The organism is Comamonas sp. NyZ500, from assembly GCF_016772095.1.
Lineage (GTDB): Bacteria > Pseudomonadota > Gammaproteobacteria > Burkholderiales > Burkholderiaceae_C > Comamonas > Comamonas thiooxydans.
In genome coordinates this window covers 19043-38004 of record NZ_JAEIJE010000028.1, presented here as the reverse complement: position 1 = coordinate 38004, position 18962 = coordinate 19043, and the positions used below count along the sequence as shown (strand labels likewise).

Here is an 18962-nt window from a genome sequence, read left to right as displayed (position 1 = left end):
GTAGCGATAGCAGCAGTCAGGGTGGTCTTGCCGTGGTCAACGTGACCGATGGTGCCCACGTTCACGTGGGGCTTGGTGCGCTCGAATTTTTCTTTTGCCATTTTTCCGACTCCGAAAAAATTAATTCACTGCAAGAGGATTTCGGCGCAACCCTATCAAGCGAGCGCACCAGAAAATGGTGCCCATGGCGGGAATCGGACCCGCGACCTCTCCCTTACCAAGGGAGTGCTCTACCACTGAGCCACATGGGCAAAGAAGCTGCAAAAACAACTTCTAAAATCTTTGCTCGCAAACTGGAGCGGGAGACGGGAATCGAACCCGCGTCATTAGCTTGGAAGGCTAGGGTTCTACCATTGAACTACTCCCGCACAGATTTACTACTGCACGTGACTGCTATTTCTAGCAATCGCTCTTCTCAACCATTGCTGGTGGAGGGGACAGGATTCGAACCTGTGTACGCGTTAGCGGGCAGATTTACAGTCTGCTGCCTTTAACCACTCGGCCACCCCTCCGAAGAGACTTGAATTGTAGCATCTATTTCCAGCTTAAAAAGAAATTTTGAAATTTCTTTTTTCTTACCGAAGATCGATGCTGGCGCGGCTGGCGGGGATCGAACCCACGACCCTTGGCTTCGGAGGCCAATACTCTATCCACTGAGCTACAGCCGCGAATCCGTCAGGCCGTTCGCACGGCCAACAACAATTCAACAGCCGCAATTATTGCACGGGTTTGGACACCCAAATCACAAATTCACCTGAAATCCCAAACCAGACAAGTAGACATCCACCGACATCGAACCGACCTTGACCAATGAGAAACTCCCTTCCGTCAATACCCAACCATGTATAAGACCCACAAAAAGAGAGTGCAAACCGAGGGCGGCCTCTTCCGGGGATACCGACAACCGCACGGACTGCCCCTGTGCCGCAGCCGCCAGGTCGTGCGCAAATTTTTCCCGAGCAAAGCCTGAACTTTCTATATGCTGCAAACGCACATCAGCCAGTTCGCCCACGTATTCCATTTTGAATAGCGCCGTTTCAAACACCTTGCGTCTGCGCTCATCCTCGTCCAAGCTCTCGAACACACACAGGATGGAGTGACGAATGCGCTCTAGCGGCAACAGGTCACCATACCTGTCGTCACAGATTTCTTCGAAAGGCAAGCATATGCGCCCAAGCATGGAAACAAAGACATCCATCTTGTCCTTGAAGTGCCAGTACACCGCTCCGCGTGTCGCCCCTGCACGCTGGGCGATATCGCCCAGAGAGGTTCGAGATACACCTTTCTCGAAAAACACCTCTTCAGCCGCATCCAGCAGCTTGGTGCGCGTCTCATCCGCTTCAGCCTTGGTTCTTCGAGCCATCACTCACCCTCTCCATCAATCGCCGGCGATAGCTCGCCGCGAGAAAAGCCATTTCTCAGCTGCTTTACGCAGCGTTTGCAATTATACATTTATGCATGTATGTATAATTTCCCTAGCACCGATATGCAGGAAACCATCTAGGGTTTCCACCCGAATGAGCGCTCCACTACGGACAGCGCTCTTTTCTCGTTTTCACAATGTCAACCGGAAGGACGTTCATGCACCCGATGTATGAAGCAAACCAGGCTCCCGACAATCAGTCCCATTCAGCCGCATCCGGCACCCGCTCCATGGTCATAGGCCTGAGCTTGGCTGCTGCACTGGGCCTAGTCGCATGCAGTGACAAAAACGCGGAAGCTCAAAAAGCACAAGCAGCCGCTCAGGCACAGCCACCCGAAGTTGGTGTGGTGACGGTATCCATGCAGAACGTGCCTTTGATCTCCGATCTGCCAGGCCGCCTGGAGCCATCGCGCATCGCTCAGGTTCGCGCGCGCGCTGCCGGCATCGTGCAAAAGCGCCTGTTCCAGGAAGGCTCGGATGTCAAGGCTGGCCAAGCCCTGTTCCAGATTGACAACACCCCGTACAAAGCCAACCTGCAGAGCGCTCAGGCAACCCTGGCACAGGCCGAAGCCAATCTCGCTCAGGCATCTGCCACCGCACGCCGCTACAAGCCCCTGGTGGAAGCCAATGCCATCAGCAAGCAGGAGTACGACACCGCCATTGCCAACGAAAAGGCGGCACTGGCACAAGTTGCGGCAGGCAAGGCGGCTGTCACCAATGCCAATGTCAACCTGGGCTATGCCAGCGTGACCGCCCCCATCTCCGGACGCATCGGCCGCGCCCTGGTGACGGAAGGCGCTCTGGTCGGCCAGGGCGAAGCCACGCAGCTGGCGACCATTCAGCAGGTCAACCCGCTGTACGTGAACCTGACCCAATCCTCTTCCGACATCATGCGCATGCGCGAAGCGCTCAGTTCCGGCAAGTTAGCAAAGGTAGGTGACAACGCCGCGCGGGTCCACGTCTATTTGGACGATGGCAAGGAGTACGCACACACCGGCAAGCTGCTGTTCACCGACCTGACCGTGGACCCGACTACCGGCCAGGTCAGCGTGCGCGCGGAGCTGCCCAATCCCGACGGACTGCTGTTGCCCGGCACTTATGTGCGCGTGCACCTGGAGCAGGCCCAGGTCGAGAATGCCGCGCTGATTCCGCAACAAGCCGTGACCCGCAACGAAAAGGGCAACTTCGTCATGATCGTGGCCGAGGATGGCGCCGTGGCACCGCGCCCCGTTCAGATCAGTCAGTCCAGTGGCAATAACTGGGTCGTCACATCCGGCCTGAAAGCGGGAGAAAAAGTCATGGTGGACGGCCTGATCAAGGTGGGCATGGGGGCCAAGAAGGTCAAGCCCGTCGAGATCAACAATGCGGCTGCCGGCGCACCAGCACAACCCTCTGCTGCGGCCCCCGCCGCACCTGCGCAAGAGAAAGCCGCCACACCAGCCGAAGGTGCTGGCAAAGGCCAGGCAGCCAAGTAACAGGCACGATCCATGTCAAAGTTTTTCATCCACAGACCGATCTTTGCCTGGGTGATCGCGATTTTCGTGATCATTGCGGGCGTGATCTCCATCACCAAGCTACCGGTGGCACAGTTCCCATCGGTCGCACCTCCGACCATCAACGTGACAGCGACCTACCCGGGCGCCACGTCACAGACCATGACGGACTCCGTTCTGCAACTGATCGAGCGCGAAATCAACGGCGCGCAAGGTCTGATGTATATGGAAGCCTCCGCCCCTGCGGGCGGTCAAGGCACTCTGACCGTCACCTTTGCTCCGGGCACCAACCCCGATCTGGCGCAGGTGGACGTGCAAAACCGCCTCTCGCGCGTGTTGCCTCGCCTGCCCCAGGTGGTTCAGGCCCTGGGCGTGCGCGTGGACAAGTCCATGAGCAACTTCCTGATGATTCTGGCCTTCCAGGCCGAGTCCGGGGAGACCTCGCGTGACGACATCGCCGACTATGTGAACCGCAATGTGGTGCCTGAAATCCAGCGTCTGGACGGCGTGGGCAAGGCACAGCTGTTCGCATCGGGTCGTGCCATGCGCGTCTGGGTGGATCCTGCCAAGCTCCAGGGCTTCGGTCTGTCGATTGCATCGGTCAACGCAGCGATTGCCGCGCAGAACCAGCAGATCTCCGGTGGCGCCCTGGGCAACCTGCCCAGCACACCCGGCACCACCACCACCGCCACGATCGTGGTGCCCGGCCAGTTGACCACGCCCGAGGAATTCGGCGAAGTGGTGCTGCGCTCCAACTCCGACGGCTCCACCGTGCGCCTCAAGGATGTGGCACGCATCGAGCTGGGCATCGAGAGCTATGCCTTCGAGTCCCGCCTGGACGGCAAGCCCGCCGTGGCCATGGCCGTGCAGCTGACCTCGACGGCCAACGCCATGGCGACCGCCAAGCTGGTCAAGGCCAAGATGGCCGAGATGGAGCCCTTCCTGCCTGCCGGTGTGAAGTGGTCCTCGCCCTATGACACCTCCAAGTTCGTGAAGATTTCCATCGAAAAGGTGGTGCACACGCTGCTTGAAGCCATCGTGCTGGTGTTCATCGTGATGCTGATCTTCCTGCAGAACATCCGCTACACCCTGATCCCCACCATCGTGGTGCCTATCGCGCTGCTCGGCACGTTTGCCGTGATGCTGGTGGCCGGCCTGACCATCAATATTCTGGCCATGTTCGCCATGGTGCTGGTGATCGGTATCGTGGTGGACGATGCCATCGTGGTGGTGGAAAACGTCGAGCGCATCATGGCCGAGGAAGGCCTTCCTCCCAAGGAAGCCACCATCAAGGCCATGGGCCAGATCCAGGGCGCCGTGGTCGGCATCACCGTGATTCTGGTGACGGTGTTCCTGCCCTTGGCCATGTTCTCCGGCGCGACCGGCAACATCTATCGCCAGTTCTCGCTGGTGATGGCCATCTCGATCTTCTTCTCGGGCTTCTTTGCGCTGACACTGACTCCCGCGCTGTGCGCCACCATGCTCAAGCCCATTCCCAAGGGCCACGCGCACGACAAGAAGACCGGCTTGCTCGGCCCGTTCTACAACTGGTTCAACCGCAAGTTTGACGCAGGCACGAAGCGCTACTCTTCCGCACTCTCCGGCGTGGTCAAGCGCTCCGCTCAAGCCTTTATCGTCTATCTGCTGGTGATTGCCGGCGTGGTCTTCATGTTCATGCGACTGCCTACGGCCTTCCTGCCAACGGAAGACCAGGGCTATGTCATCTCGCTGACGCAACTGCCTCCCGGCGCCAGCCTGGAACGCACGAGCAAGACCGTTGCCGAGCTGGAAAAGTTTGTGCTGAGCCAGCCCGAAGTCGATCACATCGTGAGCATTCTGGGCTTCAGCTTCATGGGCCAGGGCCAGAACGTGGGTCTGGCATTCACCACGCTCAAGGACTGGTCCGAGCGCACAGCGCCAGGCTCGGACGCCAAGTCTTTCGCCGACCGAGCCAAGGGCGCCATGTCAGCGCTGCGCGATGGCTTCATCTTTACCCTGGTGCCTCCATCCATCTCGGAACTGGGCAATAGCGATGGCTTCACCTTCCGCCTCCAGGATCGTGGTAGCAAGGGTCATGCAGCCTTGCTGGCAGCCCGCAACCAGCTGGTTGCCAAGGCCAACCAGAGCCCGGTTCTGGCCGGCGTGCGCTTTGATGGCGTGGATGACGCCCCTCAATGGCAGGTCGATATCAACCGCGATGCGGTCTATGCCCAACGCGTGAGCATGGGCGATCTGGCCACCACTCTGGCGACCGCTCTGGGTTCGTCCAACTCCACGGACTTCCCCAACAACGGTTTCATGCAGCGTGTGACCATCCAGGCCGATGCGGCTCGTCGCATGCAGCCCGAGGACGTGATGCGCCTGACGGTGCCCAACGCGCAAGGCCAGCTGGTGGAGCTTTCCACCATGGTCAGCGCCAAGTGGATCAGCGGCCCCATGCAGCTGACACGCTACAACGGCTACCCCTCCATGAGCATCACCGGTCAGGCCAAGCCCGGCTTTACCAGCGGTGATGCCATGAAGGAAATGGAAAAGCTGGCCCAGGAACTGCCCGACGGCTTCGGCTACGAGTGGACCGGCCAGTCTCTGGACGAGAAAAAGGCGGGCTCCTCGGCCATGCTGCTGTATGCGTTCTCCATCCTGGCCGTGTTCCTGTGTCTGGCCGCACTGTATGAAAGCTGGAGCATCCCGCTGTCCGTGCTGCTGGTCGTGCCTCTGGGTGTGTTCGGCGCCGTGGCCGGCATGCTGATGCGCAGCATGCCCAACGACATCTACTTCCAGGTGGCGCTGATTACGGTGATCGGTCTGTCGGCCAAGAACGCCATTCTGATCGTGGAGTTCGCCAAGGACCTGCATGCTGAAGGCAAGAGCGCGCTGGAGGCCGCGCTGGAAGCCGGTCATCTGCGTTTCCGTCCCATTCTGATGACCTCGCTGGCCTTTATTCTGGGCGTGGTGCCGCTGTACATCGCCTCCGGCGCCAGCGCTGCCAGCCAGAAGGAGATCGGCACCGGCGTGTTCTGGGGCATGGTGATCGGCACGCCGATCTCCGTGTTCCTGGTGCCCGTGTTCTTTGTGGCCGTGTTCAATCTGTTTGGCAAGAAGTCCAAGCAGGACTCCAACGCCACTCCCCCGGCGGCAACTTCTGCAGCACAGGGAGGCTCGCAACATGAATAAAACCTTGCTACCCGTAGCACTGGCCGGCGCGCTGCTGGCCAGCGGCTGCTCCTTCATCCCCACGCTGGAGCGCCCTGCAGCTCCGGTGGCCGAGCACTACTCGGCCACCGACGAGCAGGCTGGCGCCACGGCGGCCGCCGACATCCCCTGGCAGCAGTTCTACACGGACCCTCGCCTGCAGCAGGTGATCCAGCTCGCGCTGGAAAACAACCGCGACCTGCGTGTGGCCGTGCTCAACATCGAAAAGGCACAGGCTCAGTACCAGATCCAGCGTGCCGGCCAGTTCCCGGAATTCGGTGTCGCAGGCAGCGCCAGCCGCCAGCCCAGCGCCACCACGGGCCGCTATGCCAACTCGTACATGGTGGGCCTGTCCATGCCCAGCTGGGAGATTGACTTCTGGGGGCGCATCGGCAGCCTCAAGCAGCAAGCTCTAGCCCAGTATCTGGCGACCGAGGAAGGCCGCAAAGCGGCCCAGATCAGTCTGATTGCAACGGTCGCCAACACCTGGCTGAACCTGCAGGCTGACGAGGAGTTGCTGGCCATTTCCCGCCGTACCCTGGGCACACGTGAGCAGTCCATCAAGCTGACCAAGCTGCGACTGGACTCCGGTGTCGCTTCCGAGCTGGACTACCGCCAGGCTCAGTCGCTGACCGAAAGCGCACGCGCCACGCTGGCCCAGCAAGCCGGTCAGCGCGAGCGCGACGTCAACGCCCTGACCCTGCTCGTGGGTCAGACCCTGCCTGCCGATCTGCTGACCAGCATGCAAGGCAAGCAACTGCGCGATCTGCCAGCCCTGGCCGATGTGCCTTCGGGCCTGCCTTCTGACCTGCTTCTGCGCCGGCCCGACATCCGCCAGGCAGAGCAAAGCATGATCGCCGCCAATGCCAGCATTGGTGCGGCACGTGCGCTGTTCTTCCCGAACATCTCCCTGACCGCCTCGGCTGGTTTCGCAAGCTCCGACATCTCCGATCTGCTCAAGTCGGACTCTGCGGCGTTCACGATTGCGCCTTCGCTGTATCTGCCCATCTTCAATGCAGGCCGCAATCGCGCCAATCTGCAGGTTGCAGAAGCCAGCCAGAAGATTGCCGTGGCTCAATACGAAGGCTCCATCCAGTCGGCCTTCCGCGAGGTGTCCGACACCTTGGTGAATCGCCAAGCACTCAAGGATCAGCTCGATGCCCAATCGCGTCAGCTGGAGGCAGAGCAGGTTCGCTACAAGCTGTCGGACCTGCGCTACACCAACGGTGTGGCCAGCTACCTGGATCTGCTGGATGCGCAGCGTTCACTGTTTGCACTAGAGCAGTCCGTGGTTCAGGTCCGCCTGGCGCAGCTGCAAAACCAGGTCAATCTCTACAAGGTGCTGGGCGGCGGCTGGACGCAGGCAAGCGCCAGCGACAACCCTGCGGCAGCAACTACAGCCCAGTAATCGGGCCAAGTTTTGCACTCTCACACAAGGCGTCTTCGGACGCCTTTTTTCATGCACGCCACAAATTGGCTGCACAAAGTTGATCCAACTCAACTCCTTTATGCAGCAGCCGTCAACCCGGATCGTCGTGCACTGGCGTTCTTAACCCTCACTTCTATAATGGTTTGTTCATCCCCATCCCACGATCTCAGAGGACTTCATGAGCGAGCAACACCACGAAGAAGCCCATACAGGCCCCATCAAAAAACCCAAGCAGTTGTTGCTTGCCGTCTTCTTCTCGTTTGTGGTTCCCATCTTCGTCATCATCGGTCTGGTCAAGTTCGTGACTTCGTCCGACACCACGGGCGCAGGTACGGCCAATGCCGAAATGGCCAAGGCCATGCGTCTGCAAAAAGTGGGTACGGTGGAAATTCGTGATGCCAACCGCCCCCTGCGCGGTGGCGCGGAAGTCTTCAAGTCGCAATGCGCGGCCTGCCATGAAACCGGCGTAGCCGGCGCCCCCAAATTCCAGGATGCAGCAGCCTGGGGCCCGCGCATCAAGCAGGGCCTGGAAACGCTGGTGCACTCTGCCCTGGCTGGCAAGGGTGCGATGGCGGCCCAGGGTGGCGGCGAGTTCAATGACACGGAAATTGCCCGTGGCGTGGTCTATATGAGCAATGCTGCCGGCGCCAACTTCCCCGAGCCCCAGCCTGCAGCCGGCGCTGCAGCCGGTGATGCCCCCGCAGCAGCACCTGCGGCCCCCGTCGCCGCTGCACCTGCAGCAGCTGTTGCAGCCGCCGAGCCAGCACCTGCAGCCGCCCCGGCTCCCGCAGCTGCCGCGGCCTCCGATGTGGGCAAGAACCTCTACAACACCACCTGCATGGCCTGCCACGCCAGTGGCGTAGCCGGGGCTCCCAAGTTTGGCGACAAGGCTGCCTGGGCACCTTTCATTGCCAAGGGCATGGACGATATGGTGCAGAAGGCCACCCAAGGCGTGGGCGCCATGCCTCCCAAGGGCGGCTCCACCGCATCGGATGCAGACTTCAAGGCCGCCATCCAGTACATGGTGGATGCAGCCAAGTAGGCGCCCCTCTGCCCCGCAAAAACCGGCTTTTGGCCGGTTTTGTTATTTTTGGCCTCAAACCCCTTGCACACAAGCGAAAGCAGCTATCAAACTTGATAGCCCTCAGGACTGGGCACAAAACCGAACTGCAACGGCAGCAAGGCGCTCTCGATCTCCTGCGCCTCGGGCAGCGCACCACTCTCCAGCGCATTGGCGGCATCCAGCATGTCCAGGCTGTGCACCATGCCCAGGCCTTGCGGCAGGGCCAGAAACAGCCGCCCCAGCTCGTCCAGCAGCACCTGCTGCACCTGTTCGGCAGCCAGCTCCTGGTCCGTATGACTGTGCAACTGCAAGCCATGCTCCGCGTATCGCAGACGCCATATCCATGGCGCGCTCTCCAGTTCCACATACACGCGCTGCGGGCCGTTCTGAAAATACCAGCGACCATCTGCCTCGACCAGATAGTTGCGACCGATGAATTCGGCCAACTTTTCGTGGCGCAGCAGATTGCCCCTGGAGCCGGGTTTGCCGCTGGCAAACGCACCACAGACCTGGGCCTGCTCGTCCCTGAGCCACCACTGGCCGCGCGCATCCAGACCCAGCCAGCCACTGCAGGCCGGGACATTGGGCCACTTGAGCATGGCCTGTTTCACGATGTCATCCATCACTCATCTCCTGATTATTCTGCGAACGCTCAGAGCCACTGCTCCAGCCATTCGGTCACGGCCAGCGGCATGGCCTGCACATGGGCGGGCCAGGCTCCGCTGGCAAAGCCCACATGTCCGCCGTGCGGCGGCTGCCATAGCTGCACGGTGGCACTGACCTCATCGGGCCTGGGCAGGCTGTGCGCCGGCACAAAGGGATCGTTGCGCGCATTGAGCAGCAACAAGGGCACGGCCACTTGCTTGAGCAGGGGCTTGGCCGATGCCCGGCGCCAGTAATCATCGGCATCCCTGAAGCCATGGACCGGGGCCGTGAACACATCGTCAAAGTCATGCAGGGTGCGTGCGCGCTGCAGCCGCTCCCTGTCGAACACCCCCGGCGACTGCTGCCATTTGGCGAGGGCCTTGGGCACCAGGGTACGCATGAACATGGGGGTGTAGATCCAGCGATTGAGCCCCTGGCCCAGATTGACGCCTCCGGCCACCAGGTCCAGCGGCGCACAGATCACTGCCGCGCCCTTGACGAGTTCTGCAGCCGCCTGCTGCTGCAGCCCGGCCCAGCGCGCCAGGGCATTGCCGCCCAGCGACACTCCCATGGCCAGCAACTCTCCGCTCGCGCCTTGACGCAGCCGACGCAAAATCCAGTCCAGCTCGTCCGCATCGCCGGAGTGGTAGGCGCGTAGCAAGTGATTGGGCTCACCGCTGCAGCCGCGAAAATGCGGCACGGCCAGATGCCAGCCGCGCTGCGCGCAGACCTGTGCCAGGGCCTTGGCGTAGTGGCTGGAGGAAGAGCCTTCCAGGCCATGAAACAGCACCAGTGTGGGAGCGCTTGCACTTGCCAGATGGCTTGAAAAATCGATATCGATGAAATCGCCATCGGGCGTATCCCAGCGCTCGCGCCGCCACGCCGGAGACTCTCCGCCCTTCGCACAGAGTGCAGCCCAAATGGTCTGGACATGACCTCCGGGCTGCCACCAAGGTGCACGAAATTGTTCGAAATTCATGAGAAACCCAGCCAGCTCCGCAGCTCTGACTGCAGGGCGTCTTTCTGTGCCGCACGCCAGACCAGCTCAGGCGGAGCCACATGAATTCCCGGCGGTGCCTTGAGCAAGGCTGCCTCCACCAGACGGGCCACATGCATGGCCCGCACCGGACGCTCCGTCTGCGGCAGCATATAGCTGAGCGCCGACAGCATGGTCTTTGCCGTGCGCTGCAGCCAATGGCCTGCATTGATTTTCTGGGCTTCTCTGGCCGAGCGCACAAAAATCAGGCGCTCAAAGCCCAGCGCAGCTACGCCTTGCTCATTGAGATTGGCCAGCCCCTGCTTCAAAGCCTGGGGCAGGCTACCCATATCGTGGGGCAGCACCACGGCAAGCGTATGCACGCCACAGCGCTGCATCCACTGCGCCACCGCTTGCAGCTGGTCGGGCCGGGGCGTCCACAAGGCGCGCTCGCGCTGGTAATAGGGACGCGGAGGCTCAAACATGATGAGGCCCACATCGGCGCTCTGCACAGGCCATTGCTGCACATCGCCGTGCAGTTGCGTCAGCAACTCCATGCCACGCAGGCCCTGGACATAGGGCTCGCGTGCCAGCACCTGGACCAGCGCATAGTTCTGCGCGCCAACCACGCGGCTGAGCACCTCGTTGCCCAGCGGCCCCGTGGCCCCGGCCAGCAACAGGCGTGGCAAGGCCTCCGTTTTCGGACCGGGACGCTGTGCGCCACGCAGGGCATCGAGTGGAGAAACAGTGGACATGATTGCAATGCTAGCGCTGCTGGACAACGGACAGGGTGACAGGCCTTGCACGCACACGAACCGGCCAAGCCCTTATGCTATGGTTTCCGTCTCAATTTCGTGAATGGAAACACCCATGAAACGCTGGCTTCTGGCAATCGCAACCGCGGCCTCCATGCTCTCCCTCACGGGCTGCGGCTATAACGACTTTCAGCGTCTGGATGAAAAGTCCAAGGCCGCCTGGAGCGAGGTGCTGAACCAGTACCAGCGCCGCTCGGACCTGATCCCGAACATTGTCGCCACGGTCAAGGGCGAGGCCAACTTCGAGCAGGAGACCCTGACCAGGGTGATAGAAGCACGCGCCAAGGCCACCTCGATTCAGGCCACGCCCGAGCTGATCAACAACCCCGAAGCCTTCAACAAGTTCCAGCAGGCTCAGGGCGAGATTTCCAGCGCGCTCTCGCGCCTGATGGTGGTGGCGGAAAAATACCCTGAACTCAAGGCCAACCAGGCGTTCCGCGATCTGCGCGTAACGCTGGAGGGTACGGAAAATCGCATCACCGTGGCGCGCAACGAATACATAGGCACCGTACAAGCCTACAACGTGCTGGCGCGCAGCTTCCCCACCAATATCACGGCCAAGGTATTCAGCTACAAGGTCAAGCCGACCTTCACGGTACAAAACGAAGCCCAGATCTCGCAACCACCAGCCGTTGACTTTTCCACACCCGCAGCGCCTGCTGGCAGCAAGTAATTGTGCGCAGCGCTCTTTGAACCCATGCAAAAATCGCATCAAGCCCTTATCTACAAAGCGCTTGCAGCTATTGTTTTTGCTAGCATGGTGCTACTGTCGGCGCTGCCGGCCCTGGCGCAGGGTGGCGCAGGCGCTCAGCTGCAAGCTGTGCCCGAGTTGACGGCGCGCGTCATCGACCAGACCGGCACGCTGAGCCAGAGCGATCAGCAGGCGCTGAGCGAGCAGCTCAAGAAACTGGAGGACGAGACCGGCGCCCAGGTCGCCGTGCTCATGGTCGCCACCACGGCTCCGGAAGACATTGCTGCCTATGCCTGGCGCGTGGCCAGCAGTTGGAAGCTGGGGCGCAAGGACATAGGCGACGGCTCTCTCATCGTCGTGGCCAAGAACGACAGGCGCATGCGCATCGAGGTGGCGCGCAAGCTCGAAGGCGCGATTCCCGACATCCAGGCCGCACGCATCATCGACGGCGCCATGAAGCCGCGCTTCCGCGCCGACGACTATGCGGGCGGACTGTCTGCCGCCATCGAGCAGATGAGCCTGCTGATTCACGGCGAGAAACTGCCCGCACCGCAGTCCCAGGCTCGCAAGTCCGGCCCATCCTGGTCCGAACATCTGGACTTTCTGCTGCCGCTGCTGTTCTTCGGCTTTCCGATCGGGATTGCCGTCGCCCGCGCCATCTTCGGCCGCGTGCTGGGTTCGCTGATCATTGGCGGCATTGCCGGGGCGGCCGCCTATGTGGTCACCACCAGCCTGTTGATTGCTGGCGTGGCAGGATTTCTGGGGCTGATCTTCACCCTGCTCTCCAACCTCTCGCGTGGCGGAGGCGGCCCCTACATCAGCACCGGCGGAGGCGGCTGGAGCAGCGGCGGCGGTGGCGGTGGTTTCAGTTCCGGGGGCGGCTTCAGCTCCGGTGGCGGCGGCAGCTTTGGTGGCGGTGGCGCCTCGGGGGACTGGTGAAATGAGCAATGTCTTTCAACGCCTGGCACGCCTGGTGCGACACCGCTGGGCCGAACAGCATCTGCGCAAGGCCTTGCCGCCTGCCACGCTCAAGGAGCTGGAATTGCTGATCGCCAAAAGCGAGCTGGGCCACACCGGCCAGGTCCGCATCTGCGTAGAGGCCGGCCTGCCCTGGAGCTATATTTGGCGCGATGCCACGGCGCGCGAGCGCGCTCTCTCGCAGTTCGCCAAGCTCCATGTCTGGGACACGGAGCACAACAACGGCGCCCTGATCTACCTGCTGCTGGCCGACCATGCCATAGAGATCGTGGCCGACCGCGCCCTGGACCGCACCATGAACGCCGAGCAATGGCAAACGCTGATCAGCGATATGCAGTCCGCCTTCCAGGGCGGGCATTTCAGCGTGGGTCTGGTATCGGCACTGGAGCGTGTCAACCGGCAGCTGCAGGCGCATTTTCCGCGCAAATCCGCGGCCAACACACAGCGAAACCTGCCCGATACGCCCGTGGTCCAAAGGCATCTGCCGGGCCGCAGCCGCTGATCCGGTTCTGCCGCCGCATGCGCCTGCTGCAGACCGCAGAAGCCTCAGGCCAGCACATGTCGCCCGTACGGCGAACACAGCCAGAGCACGGCCGCCACATTGATCAGGACCATGAGCCAGAACTGCAGCTGAAAGCTGGTCTTGCTGCTTTTGTGACGCAGCCACTGCTGGGCCAGCAGGGCACCGGGCCAGCCTCCGGCCAGCGCCATGGTCTGCAGCGTTTTTTCCGGCGTGCGCCACTGCCCCTTCTGGGCGGCCCATTTGTCCTGCCAGTAGGCCATGAAGGTCAGCATGCTCAGGCCTGCATAGATCAGCCAGAGGATGCGCGGTATGCCCCAGATCACGGCAGTGGCCAGCATCATCAGCAGCCAGACCAGCAACACGCCATAGCTGAAGCCACTGGAGGCATGCCAGCCCTGAGGCACCGCACGCGAGGACTGCAAACGCCCTGCAGAAGGGCTGTTGCGCCGCACCGAAGAAGACCGTGCCTGAGGCACTGGGCCGCCAGCTCGCCACGCAACCTGAAGCGCGCGCTTTCTGCCCTGCTCCATGCCGACGGAAAACTCCAGGCGCAGGCCGGGCCGAGGACGCTGCTCTGCGGGCGGGCGCGGCTCAAAAGCACTGATATGGACAAACAGGCGCTCGCCACCGCCATCGGCCTCGATCCAGCCAAAGCCACGCTCGTCATTCCATTGCGTCAAGGTACCGCTGTAGCGCATCCATGTCCTTTGTTGTTTTTGACACCGAGAACAGGCCCGGTGATGCAAAAAGCAGGCGGGCCCTATCCAGAAAAAACCTTTTTACCCGCATGGCTGTGTTAGTTTTGGGGCAGCCGTATTTTCTTAAGAAAGCACTCAAGCATGCAGAAATCTCTGTTCTCTCTGGCCGTCATCAGCTCTGTCCTGGCACTGAGCGCCTGCTCCTCCATCAGCCCCAGAGGCGCCGAAGCACCGGCTGAATACGACTACGCACTGAGCTGCAAGCTCAAGGAAGATGACCCCAAGAAGTGCGAAGCCCAGATCCGAGCCCTCTGCGAAGACCCCAGCAAGGCCGTGGTGCGCAAATCGCGCCATGTGGACCCCAAGGACAACTCCGTGGTCTACGGCTATCAGGCCGCCTGCAACGGCTAAGCCGCTTGCGCGCTGCCGCGGTTCAGAATCCTGCTGGTTTCGGGATCAGTCCCTTTTGGGACAAGCGCAGTGCGCTTCGATTTACGCAGCAGCAGTCCATAAAAAAAGCCACCGCATGCGGTGGCTTTTTGCTGCTGATGCATGTGCTCAGGGCACAGCACATCAACGCTTCTGGCGGTACTTGCGCAGAGCCGCAATCTGAGCCGCCATCACGGCCAGCTCGGACTGTGCACGAGCGATGTCCAGTTCGCCCTTGGCGTTCTTCAGGGCTTCCTCGGCCGCAGCCTTGGCCTTTTGCGCCTTTTCATCGTCCAGATCCTTGCCGCGGATGGCGGTGTCGGACAGCACGGTCACGCAGTTGGGTTGCACTTCCAAAATGCCGCCGGCCACGAAGACGAACTCTTCGCTGCCGTCAGGCATTTCGATGCGCACCGAACCCGGCTTGATGCGGGTGATCAGCGGTGTGTGGCGGGGATAAATGCCCAACTCGCCCGCTTCACCGGGCAAGGCGACAAAGCGCGCTTCACCGGAGAAGATGGACTCTTCGGCACTGACCACATCAACGTGAATAGTGTTCATCTTTGCTCCTAGAAAAGGTAAAAACTGGTCCTAAAACAAGCACACCCCAAGCCAGAGACGCCGAGCAAGGGCCGCCCCGCAGCGAGGGCGTCGTCCCCCTCCTGAAAGAGAGGGGGAAGCGGCGCAAGCCGCTCAGGGGGTGCAAGCCAGTTAGGCAGCCAGCTTCTTGGCCTTCTCGAAGGCTTCGTCGATGGTACCAACCATGTAGAAAGCCTGTTCGGGCAGATGGTCGGCTTCGCCGTTCACGATCATCTTGAAGCCACGGATGGTTTCAGACAGGGGAACGTACTTGCCGGGAGCACCAGTGAACACTTCAGCCACGTGGAAAGGCTGAGACAGGAAACGCTGGATCTTACGAGCACGAGCCACGGTCAGCTTGTCTTCGGGAGCCAGTTCGTCCATGCCCAGAATCGCGATGATGTCGCGCAGTTCCTTGTAGCGCTGCAGCGTACCCTGCACTTGGCGAGCCACCTTGTAGTGCTCTTCGCCAACCACTTGGGGGTCCAGCTGACGGCTGGTGGAGTCCAGAGGATCCACAGCGGGGTAGATACCCAGCGAAGCGATGTCACGGGACAGCACCACGGTGGAGTCCAAGTGAGCAAAAGTGGTGGCGGGCGAGGGGTCGGTCAAGTCATCCGCTGGCACGTAAACGGCCTGGATGGAAGTGATCGAGCCAACCTTGGTGGAGGTAATACGCTCTTGCAGCTTACCCATTTCTTCAGCCAGGGTAGGCTGGTAGCCCACGGCGGAAGGCATACGGCCCAGCAGAGCGGACACTTCGGTACCGGCCAGTGTGTAGCGGTAGATGTTGTCCACGAAGAACAGCACGTCCTTGCCTTCGTCACGGAACGACTCAGCCATGGTCAGGCCGGTCAGCGCCACGCGCAGACGGTTTCCTGGGGGCTCGTTCATCTGACCGTAAACCATGGCAACCTTGGACTCGCCCAGGTTCTCTTGGTTCACAACGCCAGCGTCGGACATTTCGTGATAGAAGTCGTTACCTTCACGGGTACGCTCACCCACACCAGCGAACACCGACAGACCGCTGTGGGCCTTGGCGATGTTGTTGATGAGTTCCATCATGTTCACGGTCTTGCCCACACCGGCACCACCGAACAGGCCCACCTTGCCGCCCTTGGCGAAGGGGCAGACCAAGTCGATCACCTTGATACCGGTTTCCAGCAGTTCCTGCGAAGGCGACAGTTCGTCGTAAGCAGGAGCCTTGCGGTGGATGGCGGCGGTCAGGGTCTGGTCCACGGGACCACGTTCGTCGATGGGGTTGCCCAGCACGTCCATGATGCGGCCCAGGGTAGCCTTACCCACGGGAACGGTGATGGGGTTGCCGGTGTTGGTGACCATCAGGCCACGCTTGAGGCCGTCCGAAGAACCCAGGGCAATGGTACGCACCACGCCGTCGCCCAGCTGCTGCTGAACTTCCAGGGTCAGGGCCGAGCCTTCCAGCTTCAAGGCGTCATACACCTTGGGCACCTGGCCGTGGGCAAACTCCACGTCCACCACGGCGCCGATACATTGAACAATCTTGCCTTGTACTTGAGCCATTTTTTGCTCCAATCTGTTTGTTCGTTAAAGCCGTTTACACAGCGGCTGCGCCTGCCACGATTTCCGACAACTCGGTCGTAATCGCTGCCTGACGCGTCTTGTTGTAGACCAGCTTCAACTCGCTGATGACGTTGCCGGCGTTGTCGGTAGCGGCCTTCATGGCCACCATGCGCGCCGATTGCTCGGACGCCATGTTTTCCGCAACTGCCTGGTACACGAGGGACTCCACGTAACGAACCAGCAGTTCGTCGATGACGCTTTGAGCGTCAGGTTCGTAGATGTATTCCCACGATGCACCCGTCTTCTCGGCTTGCAATTTTTCGGACGACAGGGGGAGCAGTTGCTCCACCACCGATTCCTGCTTCATGGTGTTGATGAACTTGGTGTACGCCAGGTACACCGCGCTCAGCTTGCCTTCAGCATATTGGTCCAGCAACACCTTGACAGGCCCGATGAGCTTGTCGAGGTGAGGCGTGTCGCCCAAGCCTGTAGCGTGAGAGACCACCTTGGCACCGACACGGTTCAGGAAACCCAGTCCCTTGCCGCCAATGGCCACTGCATCTGTCGCCACACCCGCATCCTGCAGTTCGCGCAACTTGTTGGTGACGACACGCAACACGTTGGTGTTCATGCCGCCGCACAAACCCTTGTCGGTCGTCACCACGATGACGCCGACCTTCTTGGCATCGTTCACTTGCATGAACGGATGCACATATTCAGGGTTAGCTTCGCCAAGATGGGCTGCAATGTTGCGGATTTTTTCGCTATATGGACGGGCAGCCAGCATCCGGTCCTGCGCCTTGCGCATTTTGGATGCAGCCACCATTTCCATGGCTTTGGTGATCTTCTTGGTGTTTTCCACCGATTTGATCTTGCCGCGTATTTCCTTACCTGCTGCCATGATGACTCCTCGCCGGTATTAAGCGAAGGACTTCTTGAATGCAGTAATGGCTGCAGTCAGTTCAGCTTCGTCCTTGCCTTCCTTGTCGAAAGCACGCTTTTCGTTCAGACGGTCGAGCAGAGCGCCGTGGCTGGTCTTCAGGAACTGGTGCAGACCAGATTCGAAGGGCAGCACTTGCTTGACTTCGATGTCGTCCATGAAGCCCTTGTTCACTGCGAACAGCGAAGCAGCCATCAGAGCGGTCGACAGAGGAGAGTACTGAGCCTGCTTGAGCAGTTCGGTCACGCGGGCACCGCGGTCCAGCTGCTTGCGGGTCGCATCGTCCAGGTCGGAAGCGAACTGCGCAAAGGCAGCCAGTTCACGGTACTGAGCCAGGTCGGTACGGATACCGCCGGACAGGCCCTTCACAACCTTGGTCTGAGCGGAACCACCCACGCGGGACACCGAAATACCGGCGTTGATAGCGGGACGGATACCGGCGTTGAACAGGCTGGTTTCCAGGAAGATCTGGCCGTCGGTAATCGAAATCACGTTCGTGGGAACGAAAGCGGACACGTCGCCAGCTTGTGTTTCGATGATAGGCAGAGCGGTCAGAGAACCGGTCTTGCCCTTGACTTCACCCTTGGTGAAGGCTTCGACGTAGTCGGCGTTCACGCGAGCGGCACGCTCCAGCAGACGGCTGTGGAGATAGAACACGTCGCCGGGGAAGGCTTCACGTCCGGGGGGACGACGCAGCAGCAGCGAAACTTGACGGTAGGCCACGGCTTGCTTGGACAGATCGTCATAAACGATCAGAGCGTCTTCGCCGCGGTCGCGGAAGTATTCGCCCATGGTGCAGCCAGCGTAGGCCGACACGTACTGCATGGCAGCGGATTCAGAGGCGGTGGCAGCCACGACGATGGTGTAGTCCATCGCGCCGGCTTGTTCCAGAGAGCGCACCACGTTCTTGATCGAAGAAGCCTTCTGACCAATAGCCACGTAGATACAGATAACGCCCTGGCCCTTCTGGTTGATGATGGCGTCGATAGCGACAGCCGTCTTACCAGTCTGACGGTCACCAATGATCAGTTCACGCTGACCACGGCCCACGGGAACCATGGAGTCGATGGACTTGATACCGGTTTGCAGGGGCTGATCCACGGATTGACGTGCGATCACGCCAGGAGCGACCTTCTCGATCACGTCCGTCATCTTGGCGTTGATGGGGCCCTTGCCGTCGATAGGCTGACCCAGGGCGTTCACCACGCGGCCGACCAGCTCGGGGCCCACGGGCACTTCCAGGATACGGCCGGTGCACTTGACGGTGTTGCCTTCTGCGATGTGCTCGTAAGCACCCAGAATCACGGCGCCCACGGAGTCGCGCTCCAGGTTCAGAGCCAGACCGTAAGTAGGTTGACCGTCGGCGCCTGCGGGGAATTCCAGCATTTCGCCAGCCATCACGTCCGACAGGCCGTGCACGCGCACGATACCGTCAGTCACCGACACCACGGTGCCTTGGTTACGGACGTCAGTGCTAGCAGCCAGCCCTTCGATGCGGCTCTTGATCAGTTCAGAAATTTCTGCGGGATTGAGTTGCATGACTCTT

18 protein-coding genes and 4 tRNA genes are annotated in these 18962 nt (G+C 60.9%); 8 read left to right on the top strand and 14 right to left on the bottom strand.

Annotated features, from left to right (window positions below; translation table 11 throughout):
• The 6 genes from JAO85_RS24005 to JAO85_RS23980 form a co-directional block, all read right to left on the bottom strand.
• Positions 1–101: GTP-binding protein (locus JAO85_RS24005; RefSeq protein WP_035881087.1), on the bottom strand; the 101-nt coding region annotated here is incomplete at its 3' end.
• A gap of 75 nt (positions 102–176) precedes the next feature.
• A tRNA-Thr gene (locus JAO85_RS24000) sits at positions 177–251 on the bottom strand.
• Positions 252–294: 43 nt separating this feature from the next.
• Positions 295–368: transfer RNA gene (locus tag JAO85_RS23995), tRNA-Gly, on the bottom strand.
• A gap of 58 nt (positions 369–426) precedes the next feature.
• Positions 427–512: transfer RNA gene (locus JAO85_RS23990), tRNA-Tyr, on the bottom strand.
• An 80-nt stretch (positions 513–592) separates the two neighbouring features.
• Positions 593–668 (bottom strand) — tRNA-Arg (locus JAO85_RS23985).
• A gap of 74 nt (positions 669–742) precedes the next feature.
• Positions 743–1363 (bottom strand): TetR family transcriptional regulator, encoded by a 621-nt coding sequence (locus tag JAO85_RS23980; RefSeq protein WP_012836788.1) that lies wholly within the window; start codon positions 1361–1363, stop codon positions 743–745.
• Between the two features lie 227 nt (positions 1364–1590).
• Here JAO85_RS23980 and JAO85_RS23975 point away from each other — a divergent pair, with 227 nt between their 5' ends.
• The 4 genes from JAO85_RS23975 to JAO85_RS23960 all read left to right on the top strand — a co-directional run bounded on the left by JAO85_RS23975 (position 1591) and on the right by JAO85_RS23960 (position 8579).
• Positions 1591–2898 (top strand): efflux RND transporter periplasmic adaptor subunit, encoded by a 1308-nt coding sequence (locus JAO85_RS23975; RefSeq protein ID WP_202789168.1) that lies wholly within the window; start codon positions 1591–1593, stop codon positions 2896–2898.
• Between the two features lie 12 nt (positions 2899–2910).
• Positions 2911–6090 carry an efflux RND transporter permease subunit gene (locus JAO85_RS23970; RefSeq protein WP_012836786.1) on the top strand — a complete coding sequence of 1060 codons (3180 nt, stop codon included), beginning with the start codon at positions 2911–2913 and terminating at the stop codon, positions 6088–6090.
• Positions 6083–7516, top strand: a complete 1434-nt coding sequence (locus JAO85_RS23965) for an efflux transporter outer membrane subunit (RefSeq protein WP_012836785.1) — start codon at positions 6083–6085, stop codon at positions 7514–7516. Before JAO85_RS23970 ends, JAO85_RS23965 begins: the two co-directional genes overlap by 8 nt.
• Positions 7517–7715: 199 nt before the next feature.
• Positions 7716–8579, top strand: a complete 864-nt coding sequence (locus JAO85_RS23960) for a cytochrome c5 family protein (RefSeq protein WP_012836784.1) — start codon at positions 7716–7718, stop codon at positions 8577–8579.
• An 86-nt stretch (positions 8580–8665) separates the two neighbouring features.
• Here the strand turns inward: JAO85_RS23960 and JAO85_RS23955 are convergent, their stop codons facing one another.
• The 3 genes from JAO85_RS23955 to JAO85_RS23945 are packed head-to-tail and all read right to left on the bottom strand — an operon-like array spanning position 8666 to position 10976.
• Entirely contained in the window at positions 8666–9223 is a 558-nt protein-coding gene (locus JAO85_RS23955; protein WP_202789167.1) for a DUF2946 family protein, read from the bottom strand.
• A 29-nt stretch (positions 9224–9252) separates the two neighbouring features.
• Positions 9253–10224, bottom strand: a complete 972-nt coding sequence (locus tag JAO85_RS23950) for a YheT family hydrolase (RefSeq protein ID WP_202789166.1) — start codon at positions 10222–10224, stop codon at positions 9253–9255.
• Positions 10221–10976 carry a hypothetical protein gene (locus tag JAO85_RS23945; protein WP_041743880.1) on the bottom strand — a complete coding sequence of 252 codons (756 nt, stop codon included), beginning with the start codon at positions 10974–10976 and terminating at the stop codon, positions 10221–10223. Before JAO85_RS23945 ends, JAO85_RS23950 begins: the two co-directional genes overlap by 4 nt.
• Before the next feature lie 115 nt (positions 10977–11091).
• Between JAO85_RS23945 and JAO85_RS23940 the strand changes: the two genes are divergently transcribed.
• From JAO85_RS23940 to JAO85_RS23930, 3 genes are all read left to right on the top strand, one after another.
• The gene (locus JAO85_RS23940; protein WP_003065385.1) at positions 11092–11709 is read left to right on the top strand and encodes a LemA family protein; all 618 of its coding nucleotides are present in this window, start codon (positions 11092–11094) and stop codon (positions 11707–11709) included.
• A gap of 84 nt (positions 11710–11793) precedes the next feature.
• Positions 11794–12666, top strand: coding sequence for a YgcG family protein (locus tag JAO85_RS23935; protein ID WP_202789165.1), 873 nt, complete (start codon positions 11794–11796; stop codon positions 12664–12666).
• A gap of 1 nt (position 12667) precedes the next feature.
• Positions 12668–13207 carry a TPM domain-containing protein gene (locus JAO85_RS23930; RefSeq protein WP_039050684.1) on the top strand — a complete coding sequence of 180 codons (540 nt, stop codon included), beginning with the start codon at positions 12668–12670 and terminating at the stop codon, positions 13205–13207.
• A gap of 44 nt (positions 13208–13251) precedes the next feature.
• Here JAO85_RS23930 and JAO85_RS23925 read toward each other — a convergent pair whose 3' ends face one another.
• Positions 13252–13926, bottom strand: coding sequence for a cold shock and DUF1294 domain-containing protein (locus JAO85_RS23925; protein WP_054073290.1), 675 nt, complete (start codon positions 13924–13926; stop codon positions 13252–13254).
• A gap of 141 nt (positions 13927–14067) precedes the next feature.
• Between JAO85_RS23925 and JAO85_RS23920 the strand changes: the two genes are divergently transcribed.
• On the top strand, positions 14068–14337 hold the full coding sequence (locus tag JAO85_RS23920) for a hypothetical protein (RefSeq protein ID WP_012836777.1): 270 nt from the start codon (positions 14068–14070) through the stop codon (positions 14335–14337).
• A 162-nt stretch (positions 14338–14499) separates the two neighbouring features.
• Here JAO85_RS23920 and JAO85_RS23915 read toward each other — a convergent pair whose 3' ends face one another.
• The 4 genes from JAO85_RS23915 to atpA form a co-directional block, all read right to left on the bottom strand.
• Entirely contained in the window at positions 14500–14916 is a 417-nt protein-coding gene (locus JAO85_RS23915; protein WP_003059364.1) for a F0F1 ATP synthase subunit epsilon, read from the bottom strand.
• A gap of 150 nt (positions 14917–15066) precedes the next feature.
• Positions 15067–16476: a F0F1 ATP synthase subunit beta gene (gene atpD / locus JAO85_RS23910; protein ID WP_003065399.1), complete on the bottom strand. Its 1410-nt coding sequence runs from the start codon at positions 16474–16476 to the stop codon at positions 15067–15069.
• Positions 16477–16510: 34 nt separating this feature from the next.
• The gene (gene atpG / locus JAO85_RS23905; RefSeq protein WP_003065400.1) at positions 16511–17377 is read right to left on the bottom strand and encodes a F0F1 ATP synthase subunit gamma; all 867 of its coding nucleotides are present in this window, start codon (positions 17375–17377) and stop codon (positions 16511–16513) included.
• An 18-nt stretch (positions 17378–17395) separates the two neighbouring features.
• Complete coding sequence (gene atpA, locus JAO85_RS23900) at positions 17396–18955, bottom strand: F0F1 ATP synthase subunit alpha (protein WP_003065402.1); 1560 nt, start codon at positions 18953–18955, stop codon at positions 17396–17398.
• Between the last annotated feature and the right edge of the window lie 7 nt (positions 18956–18962).